Raw genomic sequence first — 19,869 nt, 5'->3', positions numbered from 1 at the left:
GTGGACCAGGACCCCCCGAAGCATCCTTGTCCCATGCAGAGAAGGGCAAATCGGTGTGATTCCCGACACGTCGCCCGGCGTGTCCCGGCGCGACACGTCAACCTTTGGAGGGGATCGGGGGTCGGGTACTTGCGCGAACCGCCGCGCCCGTGTGGACTACGGCCACAGCCTCGGCATGGACGCCGAGCCGAATACTGGAGGTTATTCCCGTGAGCGCGACCGCGGACCCCGCGGACAAGTCCAACCCGGCGAACCGTCTCGGCTTCGAAGAGGGCCAGATCATCCAGGAGCTGGGGTACGACGAAGACACTGACCAGGACCTCCGCGAGGGCATCGAGGAGATCACCGGGACGGATCTCGTCGACGAGGACTACGACGACGTCGCCGACGCCGTCCTGCTGTGGCACCGCGACGACGACGGGGACCTCACCGACGCCCTCGTCGACGCCCTGGAGTACCTGGCCGAGGGCGGCCTGATCTGGCTGCTGACGCCCAAGACCGGCCGGGACGGCCACATCGAGGCCTCGGACATCGCCGACGCCGCGAAGACCGCCGGGCTCTCCCAGACCAGCTCGATCGCGATCGCCAAGGACTGGGCCGCGACCCGCCTGGCGACCAAGTCGACCGCCAAGCAGTCCAAGCGCTGAGCGCCGCCTGACGGGCCTCACCGGGCCCCGCCGGAGCATCCTCCGGCGGGGCCCGGTCGTTTTCCCGCCCGCTCCGCCCGCTCCGCCCGCCGGCCGTGTCCGCGGGCCGCCGCGTCCGCCGGCCGCCCCGCTTCGTCCGCCACGCCCCGTCCGGCCCGCCGGCCGCCCCGGACGGCCGAACCGTTCGCCCAGGGCGAAAGCGGTGGTCCCGGACGGCGCAGCCCTCACCCGTCCGGCCCAGCGGGCCCCGGCGAATGCGAGGATGGCGCTCGCCGCGCCACCCGCGCGGCCCAGTCGCGTCGAGTGGGAAAGGTCCCCGCATGGCCATCGAGATCGGCACCGAGGCTCCGGACTTCGAGCTCAAGAACCAGCACGGCGAGCTGGTCCGGCTCTCCGACTTCCGGGGCGACAAGAACGTCGTCGTGGTCTTCTACCCGTTCGCCTTCACCGGTGTCTGCACCGGTGAGGTCTGCGCGATCCAGAAGGAGCTGCCGCGCCTGCAGAACGACGAGGTGCAGGTGCTCGGCGTCTCCAACGACTCGCCCTTCAGCCAGCGCGTCTTCGCCGAGCAGGAGGGCCTGGAGTTCCCGCTGCTCTCCGACTTCTGGCCGCACGGCGAGGTCTCCCGCGCCTACGGCGTCTTCGACGAGGAGAAGGGCTGCGCCGTCCGCGGCACCTTCGTGATCGACAAGGCCGGCGTGGTCCGCTGGAGCGTCGTGAACGGCCTGCCGGACGCCCGGGACGAGCAGGAGTACCTGGCGGCCCTCGGCGCGCTCTGAGCCGGGTCCGCGGGCGTCCGCGGACCTCGCCCCGCCCGCGTCGGGCCGGTTCCCCGGCGCGGACGGGAACCCCGCACTACGATCGGCTCGTTGGCTGGTCAGAGGCCCGGCACGGTTCGCCGTCGGGCCTCGGACCGCACCACGGGGGCACCGAGGAGTGCCTCCCGAATCTTGGAGGACCAGTGGGTGTCAGCCTGAGCAAGGGCGGCAATGTCTCGCTCACCAAGGAAGCCCCCGGCCTGACCGCCGTGGTGGTCGGCCTCGGCTGGGACGTCCGCACCACCACGGGCACGGATTTCGACCTGGACGCCAGCGCCCTGCTCTGCAACACCGAGGGCAGGGTCGGCTCGGACGGCAACTTCGTCTTCTTCAACAACCTCAAGAGCCCCGACGGCTCGGTCGAGCACACCGGTGACAACCTCACCGGCGAGGGCGAGGGCGACGACGAGCAGATCAAGGTCAACCTGGCCACCGTGCCGGCCGACGTCCAGAAGATCGTCTTCCCGGTGTCCATCTACGACGCCGAGAACCGGTCGCAGAACTTCGGCCAGGTCCGCAACGCGTTCATCCGCGTGGTGAACCAGTCGGACAACAAGGAGCTGGCCCGGTACGACCTCACCGAGGACGCCTCCACCGAGACGGCGATGGTCTTCGGCGAGCTGTACCGCAACGGCGCCGAGTGGAAGTTCCGCGCGATCGGCCAGGGCTACGCCTCCGGCCTGCGCGGCATCGCCCAGGACTTCGGCGTCAACGTCTGAGTCGGGCGGGGCCGGTGACGGCCCGGTGCAGCGGTACCAACGGCCGGGGCGGCCGCGGACGCGAGGGCGTCGGCGGCCGCCCCGGCCGTTCCGTCGTTCCCGGCGCACTGGAAGGATGTGAGTTCAGGAAAGTTCAGCCGGTCCCCGGGGGCCGGGCGGGGCCGCGGGGGAATAGACCTGAGATGCGCCCCGGGAGGCAAGGGAGGAAGGACAAGCCATGAGTGTCACGCTCGCCAAGGGCGGCAACGTCTCGCTGACGAAGGCCGCGCCGAACCTGACGCAGGTGCAGATCGGTCTCGGCTGGGACGCCCGGTCCACCACCGGTGCGCCCTTCGACCTCGATGCCAGCGCGCTGCTCTGCTCGAACAACCGGGTCCTGGGCGACGAGTACTTCGTCTTCTACAACAACCTCAAGAGCCCCGAGGGCTCGGTCGAGCACACCGGTGACAACCTCACCGGTGACGGCGACGGCGACGACGAGGTGGTCCTGGTCAACCTGGACCTGGTGCCGGCGCAGGTCGACAAGGTCGTCTTCCCGGTGTCCATCTACGACGCCGAGAACCGGTCGCAGAACTTCGGGCAGGTCCGCAACGCGTACATCCGGGTGGTCAACTCGGTGGACGGCCAGGAGATCGCCCGCTACGACCTCACCGAGGACGCGTCCAGCGAGACCGCGATGATCTTCGGCGAGCTGTACCGGTACGCGGGCGAGTGGAAGTTCCGCGCGGTCGGCCAGGGCTACGCCTCGGGTCTGCGGGGCATTGCTCTCGATTTCGGCGTAAACGTACAGTAAAGGCCGCGATCGTCACGATCGTCCCGCCATGAACCCGAAAGGTAACCAAGTCCCGTGTTCCTCCGCACATTCGGCTGGTCATTCGCGATCACCGTTCTCGGCCTGATCGCCGCCGGCCTGCTCTGGGGAGCCGAGGGATTCGGCATCGTGCTGATCCTCTCCATCCTGGAGATCTCCCTCTCGTTCGACAACGCGGTGGTCAACGCCACGGTGTTGAAGCGGATGAACCCGTACTGGCAGAAGATCTTCCTGACCGTCGGCGTGCTGATCGCCGTCTTCGGTATGCGGCTGATCTTCCCGCTGCTGGTCGTCGGCCTCACCGCGCACCTCAACCCGGCGACGGTCATCGACCTCGCGATCCACAGCGACAAGACGTACGAGGGCCTCACCTACGGCCAGTACCTGGAGCAGGCCAACCCGGCCATCGCCGCCTTCGGCGGTGTCTTCCTGCTGATGATCTTCCTCGACTTCATCTTCGAGGAGAAGGACTACAACTGGCTGGCCTGGATCGAGCGCCCGCTGGAGAAGGTCGGCAAGCTGGAGGCCTTCTCCACCGTCGTCGCCCTGGTCACCCTGCTGCTGGCGTCCAACTTCTTCGCCGGTGAGCACGCCGAGACGGTGCTCCTCGCCGGTGTGCTCGGCATCGTCACCTACCTCAGCGTCAACGGCCTCGCCTCGGTCTTCGAGTCGGGCCTGGAGGAGGAGGCCGAGAAGGAGGAGGAGGCCGAGAAGGCGGGCAAGTCGATCGTCCAGGTCGGCGGCAAGGCCGCGTTCTTCCTCTTCATGTACCTGGAGGTGCTGGACGCCTCGTTCTCCTTCGACGGCGTGGTCGGCGCGTTCGCGATCTCCAGCGACATCTTCCAGATCACCCTGGGCCTCGGCATCGGCGCGATGTACATCCGCTCGCTGACCGTCTTCCTGGTCCGCAAGGGCACCCTGGACGACTACGTCTACCTGGAGCACGGCGCCCACTACGCGATCGGCGCGCTCGCGGTGATCCTGCTGGTGGGCATCAAGCACCACATCCCGGAGATCGTCACCGGCCTGATCGGCGTCGCCTTCATCGGCCTCGCCCTCGGCTCGTCGATCCTGCGCAACCGGCGCGAGGGCACCGGCGGGGACGGCGACGGGGACCGGGAGCTGGTGGGCAGCGCCCAGTAGCCCCGCGGCACCCGCCACGACGCCGAACGGCCGTTCCTCCCGAGTGGGGAACGGCCGTTCGGCGTCGTACGGGGCGGATGCTCAGCCGAGCTGCTGCTCGATGGCGCGCAGCTTGCGCTCCAGCGAGTCCAGCTTGGGCATCGACAGGGTGTCGTCGTCCGGCGTCAGGTCGATGGTCGAGCTGCTGCGGTAGGACGACGCGGAGGCCGAGGAGGCGGTGGCGCTGCGCGGGCGGCGGCCGGTCTCCGGGGCCGGCGGGGCCGGTGCCACGGTCGTGGTGGTGAAGGCGTCCGCCTCGGCGGCTAGGGCAGGCTCCGTAGCGCTCGGGCCGTCTCCGGCGGCGGCGAGGGCGGGCACCTGGCGGCCGGCGCGGTTGCGCGAGAGCATGCCGCCGGACTGCCGGGAGATGGCCTTCAGCTCGGCGCGCTCGCGGCGGTCGGCACTGCGGGCGCGCACCTTGGCGTCCAGCTTGGCCTGGCGCTCCTCGCGCACCTCCTCGACCGCCTCGTCCAGGCTGCGGACGTTCTCCAGCAGCATCAGCGACCAGGCGGCGTAGGTCTCGCGGGGCGCGCGCAGCCAGCGGACGATGCGGATCTGCGGCAGCGGGCGGGGCACCAGGCCCTGCTCGCGCAGGGCGGCCTTGCGGGTCTGCTTCAGCGCGCGGTCGAAGAGGATCGCGGCCGAGATCGACATGCCGGAGAAGAACTCCGGGGCGCCGTCGTGCGAGATGCCGCGCGGGGCGTGCACCCAGTTGAACCAGGCCGAGGCGATCGCGAAGACCCAGACCAGCAGGCGCGAGCCGAGCGCCGCGTCACCGTGGCTGGCCTCGCGCACCGCGAGCACGGAGCAGAACATCGCCGCGCCGTCCAGGCCGAACGGCACCAGGTACTCCCAGCCGTTCGACAGGCCGAGGTTCTCCTTGCCGAAGCCGACCAGGCCGTGGAAGGAGAGCGCGGCCGCGACGCCGGCGCAGCAGAACAGCAGCACGTAGGAGGAGATCCCGTAGATCATCTCCTTGCGCCGGCGGCGCTCCTCGCTACGCTCCCAGGAGTCGCCGGAGTCCTGCTTCCGGTTGTTGTTCTTGAAGCGCAGCGTCGCCACCAGGATGGCGGTGAACAGCAGGGCTGCGCCGCCGATGACGGTCCAGACCAGCTGTATGGAGGTCAGGTTCATTGCGGGTCGGGCCTCGGGTTTCCGCAGGGGACAGGTCACAGTGCGACACGGTGGTCAGGATCCGTCCCCGGGACCGGGCCTGACGAAGCGTCGTGGTCGGACGGGTGGCCCGGCGCGCCCGGACAGGGGGCGCGCGGGACACCTGTGCGGCTAGACGATATCGCGTCCGAAGTGGCCGCATGGTACGGGAGGTGAGCTTCGCCCCGCCAATCGACCCGCCGGTGTCCGGCCGGTGTCCGCGGGGCGGCGGTGGGTAGGGGAGTTCGGGTACCCGGCGGGCGGGTTGATGCCCGATCATGGAGCGGCGGACCGTCAGAGCGACTGGCGGGGCTGGGGGAGGACGGCATGGCCTCGATTTGGGAGTACCTGCGCGGCGAACGGAACACCCTCGACACGGGTGGCCAGTTCAAGGTCACCCTGACCAAGTCGTCCCCGCAGCACGCGATCACCGGCGCGGCGGCGACCACCGGCTACCTCTACGTCAACCTGCACTGGACCACCCGGACCGGGGCGCCGCGCACCTCCCCGGGGGACGCCGTGCGACGGTTCTTCAACCCGCGGATCCTGCGCCCGATGGAGCCGGACTCCTCCCAGAACGCGCAGGTCAACGTGGACCTCGACCTGGCCTGCATGTACGAGCTGGCGGACGGCAAGCGGGGGGTGGTGCAGCCGCTGGGCGGCTTCCTCGGGGACCTCCAGCACGCGCCGTACGTCAAGCTCAGCGGCGACGACCAGTACGGCGCGCCGTCCGGCGAGACGATGTACATCAACCTGGAGAAGAAGGACCAGTTCAAGCGGCTGCTGGTGTTCGTGTACATCTACGACGGCACGCCCGCCTTCGAGCAGACCAACGCGGTGGTGACGATCGTGCCGCAGTCCGGGCCGCGGATCGAGGTCAAGCTGGAGGAGCGGGCCCCGGCGGCGCGGTCCTGTGCGGTGGTGCTGATCGAGAACGCCGGGGACAACATGCTCACGGTGCGGCGCGAGGTGCGCTACGTGAACGGGTTCCAGTCGGACATCGACCGGCTGTACGGCTTCGGGATGCAGTGGCAGCGGGGGTACAAGCCGCAGTGAGCCCCGGCCCGGCGGACCACCGGGCCGGGCGGCGGCTCAGCGGGGCTGGAACTGCGGGCCCTGCGGGGGCAGGGCGAACTCCTCGGCGGCGGGCGCCGGCTGCGGCGCCGGGGGCGCGGTGGCCGGCCCGGGGTAGCCGTAGCCGCCCTGCTGCGGGGCCTGCCGGGATGCCTGCTGGGGTGCCTGCTGCGGGGGATGGCCGTAGCCCTGGGCCGGGGCGGGGGCCGGGGGCTGCTGCTGGGGATAGCCGTAGCCGCCCTGCTGCTGCGGGGCCGGCGGGGCCTGCGGCGGGTAGCCGTAGCCGCCCTGCTGCGGGCCGTGGGGCGCGGTGGCGGGCGGCGGGTAGCCGTAGCCGGGCTGCCGGGCCGGCGGCGCGGCCGGGGCCGGCGGGACGTTCGGCGGCACCGTGGGCGGGTTGGGCGGCGGCGGGGGCGTGCTGGCCGGGACGCCGGACGGGGCCGGGGCGGTGCGGGCGGCGGCCTGCGGCTGCGGGACGGCCGGGGCCAGGGTGAAGGTGCCCGGCTCGGGCCGGCCGGCCGGCCGCGGGTCGGGCAGCGCGGTCCGCGGGTCGGTGGCCGGGGCGGCGGTCGGCCCGGCGGGGGCCGGGGCGGACGGGGCGCCCGCGTCGCCCTCGTCCTCGACGGTGATGCCGAAGTCGGTGGCCAGCCCGATCAGCCCGGACGCGTAGCCCTGGCCGACGGCCCGGAACTTCCAGGCGCCCGCCCGGCGGTAGAGCTCGCCCGCGACCAGCGCGGTGACCTCGTCCCCGTCGGCCATCGCGAACTCGGCCAGGGCCGGTGCCCCCTCGCCGGCCGCGGCGTCGAAGAGCTGCAGGCGCAGCCCGCCCACCGCGCGGAACGAGCCGCCCTCGGAGGAGCCGGCCAGCACCACCCGGTCGACGTCGGCCGGCAGCTTGCCGAGCTCGGCCTCGACGGTGTCGGTGATCTCGCCGCCGTCGGCGGTCTGCTGCTTGGGCAGGTGGCGCACCAGGCCGGAGGGGTGGCGCGGCTGGTTGTAGAAGACGAAGTCGGCATCCGAACGAACCTTGCCGCCCGGACCGAGCAGCAGGGCGGAGGCGTCCACGTCCGGCGCACCGGGCGTGGCGCTCCAGCGCAGCACGGCGCGGACCGCCGCCACCGGCAGTGCGATGTTGGCGCCCTTGGCCATCACGTGCGTCATAGCCGACCATCCTGCCTGTTCGCCACCCCTTCGGACAACGTGACCGGGGGAGGCGTCGGGGTGGGACTTTGCCAACGCTTGCGGTTTGTGAAGTGGAGGGTAACCTTCCGAGAATTCGCCATTGCGGAACCGGCGTGCGCCCGGAGCCGTCCGTACGATGGGCGGGCGGGGGACTCCGGGGACCGGTCGACGGTGACCGGCGGAACCGGGCCGGGAACCACCGCGGCCGTCGCGCGGGTTGAACCGGGTGCAGCACCGGGGCGCGTCACCCGTCCCTCCCCGCCACCGCCGGACCGGCGGCCGAACTCCTGAGGAGAGCACCTTGCGCCACTTCGGCCACCTCGCGGACGACGTCCGCGACCGGCTCTTTCTCGCGGCGCCGGGGGAGTTCGCCCCGGACGACGACCCGGCCGTGCTGGCGACCGCGCTGGGCGCCACGCTCTACAGCCCGGCCACCCGGCCCACCCTGCGCGCGGACATCCGCAAGCAGGCCGCCCAGGGGGTCGTCTCGATGGTCCTCTGCCTGGAGGACGCCATCGCCGACCACGAGGTGCCGGACGCCGAGGCCAACCTGGTGGCCCGGCTCGGCGAGCTGTGGGCCGAGGTCACGGAGGGTGGCGGCGAGGCCGGGGCCTCCACCGGTTGCACACAGGATCTTCCCCTCCTCTTCATCAGAGTGCGGACGGCCGCCCAGCTCACCGACCTCGCCGAGCGGCTCGGACCGGCGATCGGGGTGATCACCGGCTTCGTGCTGCCCAAGTTCACCGAGGAGACCGGCGGGGACTTCCTGGAGGCGCTCGCCGCGGCCGAGGCCGCCACCGGGCACCGGCTCTTCGCCATGCCCGTCCTGGAGTCCCCCGAGCTCGCCCACCTGGAGACCCGCCGCGAGCAGCTGTTCGGCATAGCCCGGCTGCTCGACAAGCACCGCGAGCGCGTCCTCGCCGTCCGCCTCGGCGTCACCGACCTGTGCTCCGCCTACGGCCTGCGCCGCTCGCCCGACCTCACCGCCTACGACGTCGCCCTGGTCGCCTCGGTGATCGGCGACGTGGTCAATGTGCTCGGCCGCGCCGACGGCACCGGCTTCACCGTCACCGGCCCGGTCTGGGAGTACTTCCCGGTGCAGGAGCGGATGTTCAAGCCGCAGTTGCGCCGCACCCCGTTCGCCGAGGCCGAGCCCTCCCGGGAGGCGGTCCGCCGGCGGATCATCGAGCACGACCTCGACGGGCTGATCCGCGAGATCGAACTCGACCGCGCCAACGGCCTGTTGGGCAAGACCTGCATCCACCCCAGCCATGTGCCCGCGGTGCACGCGCTCTCCGTCGTCACGCACGAGGAGTACAGCGACGCCCGCGACATCCTCCAGCAGGAGCGCGGCGGGGGCGGGGTGCTGCGCTCGGCGTACACCAACAAGATGAACGAGGCCAAGCCGCACCGTGCCTGGGCGGAGCGGGTGATGCTGCGCGCCGAGGTGTTCGGGGTGGCCCGCGAGGACGTCAGCTTCGCGGAGCTGCTGGCGGCCTGCCTCTGCCGCTGAGCCGCCGCCGGCCCTTCGCCCGCCGGCCCTTCGCCCCCGGCCCCCTACCCCTCGGCCCCTTACCCCTCGGCCCCTTACCCCCGACCTCCGACTCCCCGGCCGTGCCCACCGCACCGCACCACCGAAAGCAGGACCCTTCGTGACAGCAGCAGAGCAGCAGCGCCCCGGAGCGCACGAGCGCCCCGGGACGCGGGAGTGGACCGGCCGCTGGGTGGCCGAGCGGGCCGGCGTCGTGCTGACCGGCTCCGAGCGCCTCCCCGAACTGGTGGGCCTCGCCCTGCGGGAGAACCGCAAGCGCGCCCACCTGCTGGTCTCCACCGTGCTCGGCAAGCACGTCCCGCAGCGCCCCGCCGTGGTGCACGGCGCCGGTCTCGAACTCGGCCGCCTCGTCCGCGACCTGCTCGCCCCGCTCGGCGGGCGGGCCCTCTCCGGCGCCGTCGTCCTCGGCTACGCGGAGACCGCCACCGGCCTCGGCCACAGCGTCGCCGACGGGCTGGACGCCCCCTACCTGCACTCCACCCGCCGCCCGGTGCCCGGGATCGCCCCGCTCGGCGGGTTCGAGGAGGAGCACTCGCACGCCACCTCCCACCTGCTGCTGCCCGCGGACCCCGGGCTGCTGGCCGGCGACGGGCCGCTCGTCCTGGTGGACGACGAGTTCTCCACCGGCACCACCGTGCTCAACACCATCCGCGCCCTGCACGCCCGCCACCCGCGCGAGCACTACGTGGTGGCCGCCCTGGTCGACCTGCGCGGCGCCGCCGACCGGCGGCGGCTCGCCGACACCGCCGCCGAACTCGGCGTCCGGCTGGACCTGGTGGCGCTGGCCGACGGCGGCGTCGAGCTGCCCGCGGACATCCTCGACCGGGCCGGGCGGCTGATCGCCGAGGCCGGGCCGGCCCCCGAGCCGCCGGCCGGCCCGGAGGCGCCGCTGGTGCGCGTCGACCTGGACTGGCCGCCCGGGCTGCCCGACGGCGGACGGCACGGCTTCACCCCGGAGCACCGGGCCCGGCTGGAGGCGGCGCTGCCGGCGCTCGCCGGGCAGCTGGCGGAGGCGATCGGCGAGGGCCACGGCGGGGGCGGCCCCGACGGCGGCGGTGCCGACGGCGGCGACGGTGATGGTGGCGACGGCGACGGCGGCGACGGTGATGGCGCCGGCGGCGGGCGGGTGCTGGTGCTCGGCTTCGAGGAGCTGATGTACGCGCCGCTGCGGTTGGCCGGCGCGCTCGCCGAACGGCTCCCCGGCGGCGCCGACCGCGTCCACAGCTCGACCACCACCCGCTCGCCCGTCCTCGCGGTCGACCACCCCGGCTACGCCATCCGCACCCGGCTGTCCTTCCCCGCCCACGACGACCCGGCCGACGACTCCTCCCGCGAGCGCTACGTCTACAACGTCGCCCCCGGCGCCGACCCGGCCCGCCGCTTCGCGACCGTGGTCCTGGTGGTCGACGACGTCGCCGACACCCCGGCCCTGCACCGGGGCGAGCGGGCCCTGATCGGCCGGCTGCGGCGGGTCACCGACCGGGTGGTGCTCGCCGTGCTGCCGTCCCACCGGCCCGGTGCGCTCCCCGCGCCGCCGGCAGCGGCCGCGGCGCCGGCCGCGCCCGCCCCGGGGCCGCTGCCGGCCCCGCTCCACGGCCCGGCGTTCTCCTCCTACCGCGCCGACGAGGTGTCCTGGCTGCTCAAGGACCTCTCCGGTGTCGCCCTGGAGGCGCCCACCGAGGAGCGCGAGGAGGCCGTGCAGAACGGCGGCGCCCACTACGCCGAGTCGCTGCCGGTCGAGTACCAGCCCAGCCCCGAGTACCAGGAGCTGTTCCACCAGGCCCTGCGGGCCTCCGCCCGGCGGATCGCGCTCGCCGTCGGCACCGTCGCCGAGACCCTGCTGCGCGAACGCGGCCCCGGCCTGGTGCTCGCCTCGCTGGCCCGGGCCGGCACGCCCGTCGGCATCCTGATCCGCCGCTGGCTCGCCGCCGGGCACGGGGTCGACGCCCCGCACTACGCCGTCTCCATCGTCCGCGGCCGCGGCATCGACCCGGTCGCCCTGCGCTACCTGGACGCCCACCACCGGGCCGCCGACGTGGTGTTCGTCGACGGCTGGACCGGCAAGGGCGCGATCACCCGGGAACTCGCCGAGGCGCTCGCCGGCACCGGCTTCGACCCCGGCCTCGCCGTCCTCGCCGACCCCGGCCGCTGCGTGTCCACCTTCGGCACCCGGGACGACTTCCTGATCCCCTCCGCCTGCCTCAATTCGACCGTCTCCGGCCTGGTCTCGCGCACCGTGCTGCGGGCCGGCCTGATCGGCCCGGACGACTTCCACGGCGCCAAGCACTACACCGAGCTGGCCGGCGCCGACGTCTCCGGTGCCTTCCTGGACACCGTCACCGACCACTTCGCGGACGTCCGGGCCGAGGCCGTCGCGGCGGCCGGGCGCTTCCTCGCCCCCGGGCACGCCGCCGAGCGCACCCCCGACTGGGCCGGCTGGGCCGCCGTCGAGCGGATCAGCACCGAGTTCGGCATCGACGACGTCAACCTCGTCAAGCCCGGCGTCGGCGAGACCACCCGGGTCATGCTGCGCCGCGTCCCCTGGCGGGTGCTGGCCCGGCGCGGCGCGGGCGCCGACCTCGACCACGTCCGGCTGCTCGCCGCCCAGCGGGGGGTCCCGGTCGAGGAGGTGGACGACCTGCCGTACTCCTGCGTCGGCCTCATCCACCCCCGCTACACCCGGGGGGCGACCGGCGCCTCGGGCACGGCCGTCCTGGTGAAGGAGTCCTGAGCCCCGATGACTGGTTACCTGAGCGGCGGCATGAACGGCGGCGCCGTGGACCGTTGCGTCGTCGCGAGCGACCTCGACCGCACCCTGATCTACTCCAACCGCGCCCTCGCCCTCGACGTGCCGGACCCGCTCGCGCCGCGCCTGCTCTCCGTCGAGGTGCACGACGGCAAGGCGCTGTCGTTCATGACCGAGCAGGCCGCCGGGCTGCTCGTCGAACTCGCCCGCGAGGCCGTGCTCGTCCCCGCCACCACCCGCACCCGGGCCCAGTACGAGCGGGTCAACCTGCCCGGTCCGACGCCCGGCTGGGTCCCGCCGTACGCCATCTGCGCCAACGGCGGGCGACTGCTCGTCGACGGTGTGCCGGACGCCGACTGGCAGGACGAGATGGCCGCCCGGCTGGCCGGCGGCGCGGCGCCGCTGGCCGAGGTGGTCGAGCACCTGGCGCTCTGCGCCGACCCCGAGTGGACCCACAAGCGGCGGGTCGCCGACGAGCTGTTCGCCTACCTGGTCGTCGAGCGCGCCGAACTGCCCGCGGGCTGGCTCGCCGAGCTCACCGGCTGGTGCGCCGACCGCGGCTGGACCGTCTCGCTCCAGGGGCGCAAGGTGTACGCCGTGCCGGCCCCGCTCAGCAAGAGCGCGGCACTGGCCGAGGTCGTGCGACGGGTGGGCGGGGCCACCGTGCTCGCCGCCGGGGACTCGCTGCTCGACGCCGACCTGCTGCGCGCCGCCGACGCCGCCTGGCGCCCCGGCCACGGCGAACTGGCCGACACCGGGTGGACGGCGCCCGGCGTCACCGCGCTCGACGAGGTGGGCGTGGCGGCGGGCGAGGAGATCGTCCGCCGCTTCCTGGCCCGCGTGCGCGGCGGGGCCGCCGAGCCCGCGCCCGCCGACGTCACGGTCTCCTAGCCGCAGCAGCCGCCGCCGCAGCACCCCCCGCCGCCGCCACCGGCCGACGGGGCCTGCTGCGGCGCGCCGCCGGCGGAGGCCGCACCGGTGACGGCGACGGTCGACAGCAGCTTCACGGTGTCCTGGTGGCCCTGCGGGCAGACGGCGGGGTCGTTGGCCTGCGCCATCGGACGGCGGAGCTCGAAGGTGGCGCCACAGGCGCGGCAGCGGAAGTCGTAACGAGGCATGTCCGCCAGCGTATCCGGGCCACCGCCCGCTGTCGCCGGTCCCGCTGCCCGCCGCCCGCTACCGCGCGCCACTACCCAGCTCGCCGCGGATCAGCTCCACCACGTCCGCCGCCGTCTGCCGCACCGCGGCCAGCTCGGTCAGGAACCGCCAGTAGTCCGGGTGCCGCCCGGCCGCCTCCAGCTCCGCCACCGCCCGGTCCAGCCGGGCCACCGCCGCGTCCAGCGGCCCGGCGTGCCGCGGATCCGGCGCGTGCCGCCCGGCCATCGCGAGCCGCTGGGCGTCCCGCAGGGCGAACCGGGCCCGCTCGACCTCCTTGTGCGGGTCGATCTGCACCTCGTTCAGCTGCCGCAGCCGGTCGTTCACCGCCACCACCGCACCGTCCGCCGTGTCCAGCAGCGCGCGCACCGTGCCCAGCGCTCCCGTGGCGTCCGCCCAGCGCTGCTCGTCCCGGGCCCGGGCGGCCTCGGCGAGCTTGCCCTCGGCGGCCCGCCCGGTCTCCGCGACCTGGTCCGGCACCCGCTGGAGGTCCTGCCAGCACGCGGCGGTGAACCGCCGGCGCAGCTCGCTCAGCGCCGGCTCCACCGTCCCGGCCTTGGTCTCCAGCGCCTGGATCCTGGTCCGCAGACTGGCCACCCGCCGGTCGATCTCCCGGGCCCGCTCCGGCAGCTGCCCGGCCTCCGCGGCGATCGCCTCCGCGCGCTCGCGCACCCGGTCCGCCCGCTCCAGCGTGCCCGGCACACCGTGCTGCGCCACGCCCTCGTTCAGCCGCCCCAGCTCCGGCGCCAGCTCGGCCAGCCGGGCCGCCAGCTCGTCCGCCCGCAGCCCCGCGCCGCGCGCGGCGTCCAGCGCGTTGCTGGCGCCCAGCAGCGCCCGCTTGGCCTGCTCGATCGCCGGGGTCACCCGCATCAGCTGCTGCTCGGCGCGCTCCAGCGCCGGCTGCAGCTTGCGCAGGAAGTCGTTCAGCTCCGCGAGCGCCGACCCGAGCTGCCCCTTCACGTCGTCCAGCTGGTGCTTCGCCCGGGCCGCCGCCCCCGACTCCAGGTCCTCCGCGTCCAGATCGTGCGCGTCGAGGGCGGTCAGGTAGTTCACGGTCACCTGGTCGACCCGGCCGGAGATCGCCTCGAAGTCCGCCACCGCCCGCCGGGCCGTCGCGCCGTCCCCGGCGGAGCGCACCGTCTCCACGGCCAGCCGCACCTCGCGCTGCGTGGAGTCCACGTCGTAGAACGCCTGCTGCGCCGCGTCCCGCGCCGCCCGGGCGTCCGCCCGCATGCCGTCCCCGCCGCGCCGCCCCCACCAGCCCCCGCCGGCTCCGAACGACGCCGCCCCCGCAGCCCCCAGCGCACCCGCGACGACCAGCGGCAACACCAGCGCCTCGGCCACCGCACTCCCCGGCCACCGCCGCCCCCGCCCGCCTCCGCCGGCCACCCTCACTGCGCGCTCCCTGTTCCGACCGCTGATCCACCGCCCATTCTTCCCGATCACCCCACCCCACCGGCACCCCACCCGCCCCACCCCCCGACCACCTGCACCACACCACCCCCCGGACCAGGTACCCTAAGCATTCGTCGTGCGCCCGAACCGGGCCCACACGACCGGGGGCGCGTAGCTCAGCGGTAGAGCGCTGCTCTTACAAAGCAGATGTCGGCGGTTCGAAACCGTCCGCGCCCACAGCGGAGAAGGGCCAGTTCGGAGGCATGATCCTCCCGAACTGGCCCTTGGTCGTTCGCGGGGCCCTACTCTTCCCGTGCCACTGGCGTGCCAGATCCGACCCGCCACGCCCACCTATGTGGTTCGGGGCAGCTTCTTCTCACCAAGAGTCCTGACCGCAGAGCGCAGCTCCACTGTGCTAGGCGCGGTGTAGCTCCAGGGGGAGTTGCTTCGCGCCTTGAGTACGCATTCGACGGCCGCCCTGGTTGCTTCCTCGCTTGCCGCAGCCACAAGGTCGACCGTGAGGAGATCACGACGATAGACCAAGAAGCTCCACCACTCGTTGGAGAACGTAGGAATGCGGGGATAGCAGTCCAGCCCGCGGGCGGACAGCATGGCGAAGACTTGCTTGAGACGGACCATCCTCAGACGTTCCATGCTCTCTAGGGACCGAACAAGCGAGTTGCGGATAATGACCGCACCTCCGTGCCGGTCGACACGTCCTTCGATCGCGTCCACTGTGCTGTGGCACACATGCACCGACATCAGTACCTCCTTATGTCGAATAGGTGGCGCCAGGATCGTGCCTCTCTGTAGGGCTCCGACTGAGAATGAGCGATGACAGTCCACGAGCGGATTGCATGGTGTATGGGCTGTCCGAGGTTAGATGGTCATAATGCCTGGTGTGCGGCGCGCACAGCAGCGCAAAGGGCCAGTTCAGAGACATGATCCTCATGAACTGGCCCTCGGTTGATTCTCTGGCGCTACCCGCTCTGTGTCATCTGCGCTAGATTCCTACGCCGTCGTTACTTGCTCGCCGAGCGCCTGGCGGACGGCGGCCCCCATCCGATCGGCGATGGCCCGGTCCCGGTCGCTGGTCATGTGCTGGTAGATGAGCGCGGCCCGGGTGCTGCTGTGGCCCATCCTGGTCATGAGCTCACGGGTGCTGGCTCCGTTCTGCGAGGCGAGCGTGTTGCCGGTGTGGCGGAGGTCGTGGAAGTGGGCATCCTCACTCACCCCGGCAGCGGTGCGGGCTCGGATCCAGTCGTCCCGGAAGTTGCTCCGGCGGAGCTTGCCGCCGCGGGGGCCGATGAACAGATGCCCGTCCGGGCCGGGGCCGGCGTATTGGTCGAGGTGGTAGGCCAGGTCGTCGGCGATCTCGGCGGGGAAGGCCACCGGCCGGAAGCCCGCGCGGCTCTTCGGCGCCTTGTCGTACAGCCGCCCGCTGTTCAGCTCCGCCTGGTTGCGCTGCACCCGGACGAGCCGGTTCGCGAGGTCGACGTCCCGCCGGCGGAGCGCGGCCAGCTCGCCGAAGCGGAGCGTGGTGAAGGCGGTCAGCAGGACCAGGGCCCGCCAGCGCGGTCCGATCGCCTCGGCGACGGCGAACACCTCGGTCACGGAGAGAACGGGGAGCTCCGGCACGTCGTAGGTGTCGGCCCCCTTGATCCGGCACGGGTTGCGCTGGATCAACTCGTCGTCGAGGGCGGTGTTCATGATGGCCCGCAGCAGTTGGTACGCCTTGACCACCGAGGGTTCGCCGACCCCGCCCTCCAGCAGCGCGGACCGCCAGGAGCGCACCCGCGCCGGGGTGATCTCGGCGAGCGTCCGGTGGCCCAGGCCGGGCTGGATGTACTGGCGGAGCGTGATGGCGTACCGCTCGCGGGTGCTCTCCTCCAGCTTGCGGTCCCGCAGCCAGGTGGCGGCGAAGTCGCCGAGCTTGGCCTTTCCGGCGTCGGGGTCGGTCCACTTGTCGCGCTTGATGTCCGCCTCGATGAGCGTGAGCGCGATCTCGGCATCGGTCTTGGTCGGGTAGGTCTCCTCACCCTTGCGCGTCAGCCCGGTGACCGGGTCCGGGTAGCGGATCTGCCAGCGCCCGGAAGGCAGCTGACGGAGCGACCCGAAGCGCCGGCGGCTTCCCTTGGCGTTGGCCATCAGGCGGCCCTCCGCAGTCGACGGCTCCGGCTGACCGGCTGGACGGTGCGCTCGGCGACGTAAGCGGCGAGGGCGTCCTCGGGGATGCGGACGTGGCGGCCGACCTTGACGAAGGTGATGCGTCGCTCGGCGACCAGGCGGCGGGGGAATCGCTCCCTGCTGGTCTCCCAGGTACCGAGCAGCTCGGCGGCTTCCTTGACCGTCAGCAGGCGGTTCATGCGGCGTCCCCCTCTTCTCGCGCGAGTTGGGCGCGCAGCTCCTGGCGGTCGGCGGTGTGGCGTTCGTGCAGTTCGCGGGCGACGGCGGCGGCGAGCATGGACTCGCCGGGGGTGTTGCCGGCCCCGGCGTAGGTCCAGTGGGCGAGGACGAGGGTTTCGGCGTCGGCCAGGTCGTCGAGGTCCGGGAGGCCGGCGGCGAGCAGCTGCTCGCGCAGTTCCTGGCGGGACTGTTCGGCGCGGTGGTCGGTGCGGGCCTGGCGGGGGCGCCGAGGGTGGTCGAGTAGGTGGGCGACTTGGAGGAGAAGTGGCCTCGGAAGCCGAGCATGTGGGACCAGTGGGCGAGGAGGCGGTCCGGGTAGTGCGGATCGAGGTCCCAGCAGGCTTCGATCAGGCGGCGGGTGTGGGCCGGGAGGTCGTGGCGGTCGAGTTCGTGGCGCTCCAGGATCCGGCGGTCCACGGAGTCGGTCGTCTCGGCGGACTTGGTGGCGTACTTGGCGACGTAGGACGCCACGGCCTGTTCGCTGATCTCGCCGGTGGCGAAGGCGCCGATCGGGCGGACGTCGACCTGGGTGCCCCACTGGAGGACGCGGGCGGGTCGGCCCCCGGCGGCAGCGAGCGGGACGCCGGCGCGGCGGGCAGCGGCGCGGATCGACGCGTTGAGCAGGGCGAGGGTGGCCCAGGCGGGCGGCGGGGTGCCGGGCCCCTCCGGTCCGTCGACGCGGATGACGGCGTGGAAGTGGACGGCGCCGCGGCGCTGGTACTCGGCGACCTTGCCGAAGGAGATCTTCGCGCGCTCCTTGAAGTCCCTCTGGGTGAGCCCGGACAGCTTGGCCATGGTGCGGAACAGGTAGATGGTGAAGCGCCGCCACAGGTCGGGGGCGTGGTTGTTCCAGAGCACGGCGTGGGCGTAGTCGTAGGTGTCGGGGTCGAGCGGGGTGCCCAGGAGCGGTGACCCGGTGGGGTGCACGGTGCCGCAGCGGCATGCCCGGGAGTCCGGGCGGTTGTGGACCGGGCCGAAGGACGGGGCGGTGAGGGTCGCGAAGACCCGGGGGTGCGAGCGGACGGTGGCCGGCACTCCTTTGGCCTGGTCCCCGGCGAGTCCGGCGCGGATGAGGTGGTAGGTGTCCGCGGCGTAGGTGCGCGCGCAGGACGGGCAGCGGGAGGCGCGGCGGTTGCCGCAGGCGACCTTGAGCCGGTGGCCGGGTTCGTGGTCGGTCGAGTAGCGGTGCCAGACGGCGCCGGTCGGGCCGTGGGTGAGGGTTCGGAAGCCCTGGAGGTGGATGGGGTTGGCGCAGCCTCCGGTGCGGCGGATCTGCTCGGTCAGCTGAGGCAGGTCGCCCCGGGCGGCGAGCCTGGTGAGGTCTGCCAGAGCGAGCCGGTCCGGGACGACCTGGGTGGTGATGGACAAGCGGGTCACCTCAGAGCTGAGCCGCGGCGGCGGTGTGGCGGGTGCCGGTGCCGGTGCCCTCGCAGGTGTGGCAGAGGGTGTGGAGGGTGGCACGGGTGCCGTCCGGGAGGCGGGTGCCGGTGGCGACGGCGGCGCGGGCGAAGCCGTTGCAGTCGGGGCAGATGCGGGTGATCCGGGCCGGGGCGTGGTGGTGCTGGGGCATGATGGTGCTCTCCTTTGTGGGCTTCGGTTCGGGAAGGGGTTGCGGCTCCGGGGCAGCGGGATGCTTGGCGGCTTTTGCCGCCCCGGGGCCGGTCAGCGGCGGCGTGCGCTGCGGCCGTTGGGCTTGCGGGCGTACATGTCGCGGTCGGCGGCGGACAGCGCTTCGGTGAGCAGGAGCGCGGCCGGGTGCGAGGCGCCGACGGAGGCCCCGACCGGAAGCAGGGCGCCGGCAAACGGGACCGGTTCGCGCAGCGCGGCGCGCAGGTCGTCCAGGCGGTGGGCGGAGTCGAGGACGACGGCGGCGAACTCGTCCCCGCCGAGACGGGCGGCCAGGCCGTGGGAGCCGCACCAGCGGGTGAGCCGGTCGGCGGTGGCGGCGAGGACGGCGTCCCCGGCGGCGTGGCCGTGGTTGTCGTTGACCGCCTTGAAGTCGTCCAGGTCGACCAGGAGGACGGTCACATGCTCGGCGTGCGAGCGGATGAGCCGTTCGGCGCGGGCGGTGGAGCCGTCGCGGGTGAGCAGGCCGGTCAGCGGGTCGCGGCGGGCGTGGGCGAGTCGGCGGTGGAGCCAGGTGCCGTGGGCGCTCCAGCAGACGAGCGGGACGCCGGCCACGGCGAGGATCGGGGCGAGGTCCATGTGTGCGGGGTCCTTCCGATGCGGGTTGCGGACCCCGGGGCGGTGGGATGCTTGGCGGCTTTGTCCGCCCCGGGACCGGTCAGAGGCCGAGGGACTGTGCGCGGGCCGCGGCCCGGTCGAGCAGGAGGTGAACGTCCGCCTGCCGGGTGGTGGGTCGGTCGTTGTACTGGTCCAGCGAGCTGACCGGCCGTCCGGTGGCGTGCAGGACTTCCATGACCTGGGCGCGGGCCCAGACCGCGGTGTCCGGGGTGCCGTAACCGTGGACGAGGACGGCGGCCTGGGCGCCGAGGAGGCAGACCCGGCCGGCGGGGTCCCACAGCGCGCCCTGGAGCCAGCCGAAGGCGGAGATGTAGCGGGAGGCGAGGCGGAGGTGGTCGGCCACGGTCACCGGGACCGGGCGGGCGGGGCGGTGGGTGAGGCGGTCCAGCAGGGTCGGGCGGGGCACGGGGAAGCCGGAGTTCCAGGGCTGGACCGTGGAGCCGAGCGGGCAGACGTACGGGACGGCCGGCGGTGCGGTGGTGGCCAGTTGGGCGAGGTAGCGCTCGATCTCGGCGACCAAGGCGGCGCCCTCCGGAGTGAGCGCGAGGGAGCGCGGCAGCAGGAGGGCGGTGCTCACGGCTTCTCCCGCTGGGTGTCGTTGACGACCTGGACGCCGGTGCGGGCGGTGCCGTCGATCAACGGGGCGACGAAGGTGTCGGCGAGGTAGAAGCCGAAGAGGCCGATCACGACGGCGACCCAGAGCCGGACGCCGAGGAAGCGAATGGCGGCCCACGCGGCGATGCCGAGGACGAGGACCACGGGCAGGGTGACGGACATGGCAGGTGC

General features: G+C 73.2%; 20 protein-coding genes, 1 tRNA gene and 1 pseudogene. 10 read left to right on the top strand and 12 right to left on the bottom strand.

Annotated elements, in window-relative coordinates:
- Positions 1 to 209 precede the first annotated feature (209 nt).
- The 5 genes from ACF1AK_RS02335 (at position 210) to ACF1AK_RS02315 (ending at position 4,138) form a co-directional block, all read left to right on the top strand.
- The gene (locus ACF1AK_RS02335) at positions 210 to 647 is read left to right on the top strand and encodes a DUF3052 domain-containing protein (RefSeq protein ID WP_380298103.1); all 438 of its coding nucleotides are present in this window, start codon (positions 210 to 212) and stop codon (positions 645 to 647) included.
- A 320-nt stretch (positions 648 to 967) separates the two neighbouring features.
- Positions 968 to 1,426, top strand: a complete 459-nt coding sequence (locus ACF1AK_RS02330) for a peroxiredoxin (protein WP_391496871.1) — start codon at positions 968 to 970, stop codon at positions 1,424 to 1,426.
- Between the two features lie 182 nt (positions 1,427 to 1,608).
- Entirely contained in the window at positions 1,609 to 2,184 is a 576-nt protein-coding gene (locus ACF1AK_RS02325; RefSeq protein ID WP_380298100.1) for a TerD family protein, read from the top strand.
- Between the two features lie 217 nt (positions 2,185 to 2,401).
- A complete protein-coding gene (locus tag ACF1AK_RS02320; protein WP_387671241.1) occupies positions 2,402 to 2,977 on the top strand; it encodes a TerD family protein in 576 nt (191 codons plus the stop codon).
- A 54-nt stretch (positions 2,978 to 3,031) separates the two neighbouring features.
- Positions 3,032 to 4,138, top strand: a complete 1,107-nt coding sequence (locus ACF1AK_RS02315; protein ID WP_391496870.1) for a DUF475 domain-containing protein — start codon at positions 3,032 to 3,034, stop codon at positions 4,136 to 4,138.
- Positions 4,139 to 4,219: 81 nt separating this feature from the next.
- Here the strand turns inward: ACF1AK_RS02315 and ACF1AK_RS02310 are convergent, their stop codons facing one another.
- Positions 4,220 to 5,311 (bottom strand): DUF2637 domain-containing protein, encoded by a 1,092-nt coding sequence (locus ACF1AK_RS02310; protein ID WP_391496869.1) that lies wholly within the window; start codon positions 5,309 to 5,311, stop codon positions 4,220 to 4,222.
- 345 nt (positions 5,312 to 5,656) lie between these two features.
- Between ACF1AK_RS02310 and ACF1AK_RS02305 the strand changes: the two genes are divergently transcribed.
- The gene (locus ACF1AK_RS02305) at positions 5,657 to 6,385 is read left to right on the top strand and encodes a Tellurium resistance (protein WP_391496868.1); all 729 of its coding nucleotides are present in this window, start codon (positions 5,657 to 5,659) and stop codon (positions 6,383 to 6,385) included.
- A gap of 36 nt (positions 6,386 to 6,421) precedes the next feature.
- Here the strand turns inward: ACF1AK_RS02305 and ACF1AK_RS02300 are convergent, their stop codons facing one another.
- Positions 6,422 to 7,564, bottom strand: coding sequence for a TerD family protein (locus ACF1AK_RS02300; RefSeq protein WP_391496867.1), 1,143 nt, complete (start codon positions 7,562 to 7,564; stop codon positions 6,422 to 6,424).
- Between the two features lie 322 nt (positions 7,565 to 7,886).
- Between ACF1AK_RS02300 and ACF1AK_RS02295 the strand changes: the two genes are divergently transcribed.
- The 3 genes from ACF1AK_RS02295 to ACF1AK_RS02285 all read left to right on the top strand — a co-directional run bounded on the left by ACF1AK_RS02295 (position 7,887) and on the right by ACF1AK_RS02285 (position 12,774).
- The gene (locus tag ACF1AK_RS02295) at positions 7,887 to 9,098 is read left to right on the top strand and encodes an HpcH/HpaI aldolase/citrate lyase family protein (RefSeq protein ID WP_391496866.1); all 1,212 of its coding nucleotides are present in this window, start codon (positions 7,887 to 7,889) and stop codon (positions 9,096 to 9,098) included.
- Positions 9,099 to 9,237: 139 nt separating this feature from the next.
- Positions 9,238 to 11,868: a phosphoribosyltransferase gene (locus ACF1AK_RS02290; RefSeq protein ID WP_391496865.1), complete on the top strand. Its 2,631-nt coding sequence runs from the start codon at positions 9,238 to 9,240 to the stop codon at positions 11,866 to 11,868.
- 6 nt (positions 11,869 to 11,874) lie between these two features.
- Positions 11,875 to 12,774, top strand: coding sequence for an HAD family hydrolase (locus ACF1AK_RS02285; RefSeq protein ID WP_391496864.1), 900 nt, complete (start codon positions 11,875 to 11,877; stop codon positions 12,772 to 12,774).
- Here the strand turns inward: ACF1AK_RS02285 and ACF1AK_RS02280 are convergent.
- Together ACF1AK_RS02280 and ACF1AK_RS02275 are read right to left on the bottom strand one after the other, a co-directional pair.
- Complete coding sequence (locus tag ACF1AK_RS02280; RefSeq protein WP_391496863.1) at positions 12,771 to 13,001, bottom strand: zinc ribbon domain-containing protein; 231 nt, start codon at positions 12,999 to 13,001, stop codon at positions 12,771 to 12,773. The genes ACF1AK_RS02285 and ACF1AK_RS02280 overlap by 4 nt on opposite strands.
- Positions 13,002 to 13,059: 58 nt before the next feature.
- Positions 13,060 to 14,382, bottom strand: a complete 1,323-nt coding sequence (locus ACF1AK_RS02275) for a hypothetical protein (RefSeq protein ID WP_391496862.1) — start codon at positions 14,380 to 14,382, stop codon at positions 13,060 to 13,062.
- A 216-nt stretch (positions 14,383 to 14,598) separates the two neighbouring features.
- Here ACF1AK_RS02275 and ACF1AK_RS02270 point away from each other — a divergent pair.
- Positions 14,599 to 14,670 (top strand) — tRNA-Val (locus ACF1AK_RS02270).
- Positions 14,671 to 14,784: 114 nt separating this feature from the next.
- Here the strand turns inward: ACF1AK_RS02270 and ACF1AK_RS02265 are convergent.
- From ACF1AK_RS02265 to ACF1AK_RS02230, 8 genes and pseudogenes are all read right to left on the bottom strand, one after another.
- Entirely contained in the window at positions 14,785 to 15,195 is a 411-nt protein-coding gene (locus ACF1AK_RS02265) for a hypothetical protein (RefSeq protein ID WP_391496861.1), read from the bottom strand.
- A 249-nt stretch (positions 15,196 to 15,444) separates the two neighbouring features.
- On the bottom strand, positions 15,445 to 16,581 hold the full coding sequence (locus ACF1AK_RS02260) for a tyrosine-type recombinase/integrase (protein ID WP_391496860.1): 1,137 nt from the start codon (positions 16,579 to 16,581) through the stop codon (positions 15,445 to 15,447).
- Positions 16,581 to 16,799, bottom strand: a complete 219-nt coding sequence (locus tag ACF1AK_RS02255) for an excisionase family DNA-binding protein (protein WP_391496859.1) — start codon at positions 16,797 to 16,799, stop codon at positions 16,581 to 16,583. The genes ACF1AK_RS02260 and ACF1AK_RS02255 overlap by 1 nt, the downstream gene beginning before the upstream one ends.
- Positions 16,796 to 18,201: pseudogene (repSA, locus tag ACF1AK_RS02250) on the bottom strand (replication initiator protein RepSA). The gene ACF1AK_RS02255 and the pseudogene repSA overlap by 4 nt, the downstream one beginning before the upstream one ends.
- 16 nt (positions 18,202 to 18,217) lie before the next feature.
- On the bottom strand, positions 18,218 to 18,409 hold the full coding sequence (locus ACF1AK_RS02245) for a hypothetical protein (RefSeq protein WP_391496858.1): 192 nt from the start codon (positions 18,407 to 18,409) through the stop codon (positions 18,218 to 18,220).
- Between the two features lie 92 nt (positions 18,410 to 18,501).
- The gene (locus ACF1AK_RS02240; protein WP_391496857.1) at positions 18,502 to 19,044 is read right to left on the bottom strand and encodes a GGDEF domain-containing protein; all 543 of its coding nucleotides are present in this window, start codon (positions 19,042 to 19,044) and stop codon (positions 18,502 to 18,504) included.
- A gap of 79 nt (positions 19,045 to 19,123) precedes the next feature.
- Complete coding sequence (locus ACF1AK_RS02235; protein WP_391496856.1) at positions 19,124 to 19,660, bottom strand: hypothetical protein; 537 nt, start codon at positions 19,658 to 19,660, stop codon at positions 19,124 to 19,126.
- On the bottom strand, positions 19,657 to 19,860 hold the full coding sequence (locus tag ACF1AK_RS02230) for a hypothetical protein (RefSeq protein ID WP_391496855.1): 204 nt from the start codon (positions 19,858 to 19,860) through the stop codon (positions 19,657 to 19,659). Before ACF1AK_RS02230 ends, ACF1AK_RS02235 begins: the two co-directional genes overlap by 4 nt.
- Between the last annotated feature and the right edge of the window lie 9 nt (positions 19,861 to 19,869).

It is taken from the genome of Kitasatospora sp. NPDC015120, assembly GCF_043080305.1.
Classification (GTDB): domain Bacteria; phylum Actinomycetota; class Actinomycetes; order Streptomycetales; family Streptomycetaceae; genus Kitasatospora.
This window is presented reverse-complemented; position numbering and strand designations above follow the sequence as displayed.

Coding starts and splice junctions, on each gene's coding strand:
- ACF1AK_RS02265 (WP_391496861.1), bottom strand. CDS start 15,195: ATGTCGGTGCATGTGTGCCACAGCACAGTGGACGCGATCGAAGGACGT.
- ACF1AK_RS02310 (WP_391496869.1), bottom strand. CDS start 5,311: ATGAACCTGACCTCCATACAGCTGGTCTGGACCGTCATCGGCGGCGCA.
- ACF1AK_RS02230 (WP_391496855.1), bottom strand. CDS start 19,860: ATGTCCGTCACCCTGCCCGTGGTCCTCGTCCTCGGCATCGCCGCGTGG.
- ACF1AK_RS02330 (WP_391496871.1), top strand. CDS start 968: ATGGCCATCGAGATCGGCACCGAGGCTCCGGACTTCGAGCTCAAGAAC.
- ACF1AK_RS02300 (WP_391496867.1), bottom strand. CDS start 7,564: ATGACGCACGTGATGGCCAAGGGCGCCAACATCGCACTGCCGGTGGCG.
- ACF1AK_RS02305 (WP_391496868.1), top strand. CDS start 5,657: ATGGCCTCGATTTGGGAGTACCTGCGCGGCGAACGGAACACCCTCGAC.
- ACF1AK_RS02260 (WP_391496860.1), bottom strand. CDS start 16,581: ATGGCCAACGCCAAGGGAAGCCGCCGGCGCTTCGGGTCGCTCCGTCAG.
- ACF1AK_RS02280 (WP_391496863.1), bottom strand. CDS start 13,001: ATGCCTCGTTACGACTTCCGCTGCCGCGCCTGTGGCGCCACCTTCGAG.
- ACF1AK_RS02240 (WP_391496857.1), bottom strand. CDS start 19,044: ATGGACCTCGCCCCGATCCTCGCCGTGGCCGGCGTCCCGCTCGTCTGC.
- ACF1AK_RS02285 (WP_391496864.1), top strand. CDS start 11,875: ATGACTGGTTACCTGAGCGGCGGCATGAACGGCGGCGCCGTGGACCGT.
- ACF1AK_RS02320 (WP_387671241.1), top strand. CDS start 2,402: ATGAGTGTCACGCTCGCCAAGGGCGGCAACGTCTCGCTGACGAAGGCC.
- ACF1AK_RS02245 (WP_391496858.1), bottom strand. CDS start 18,409: ATGCCCCAGCACCACCACGCCCCGGCCCGGATCACCCGCATCTGCCCC.
- ACF1AK_RS02255 (WP_391496859.1), bottom strand. CDS start 16,799: ATGAACCGCCTGCTGACGGTCAAGGAAGCCGCCGAGCTGCTCGGTACC.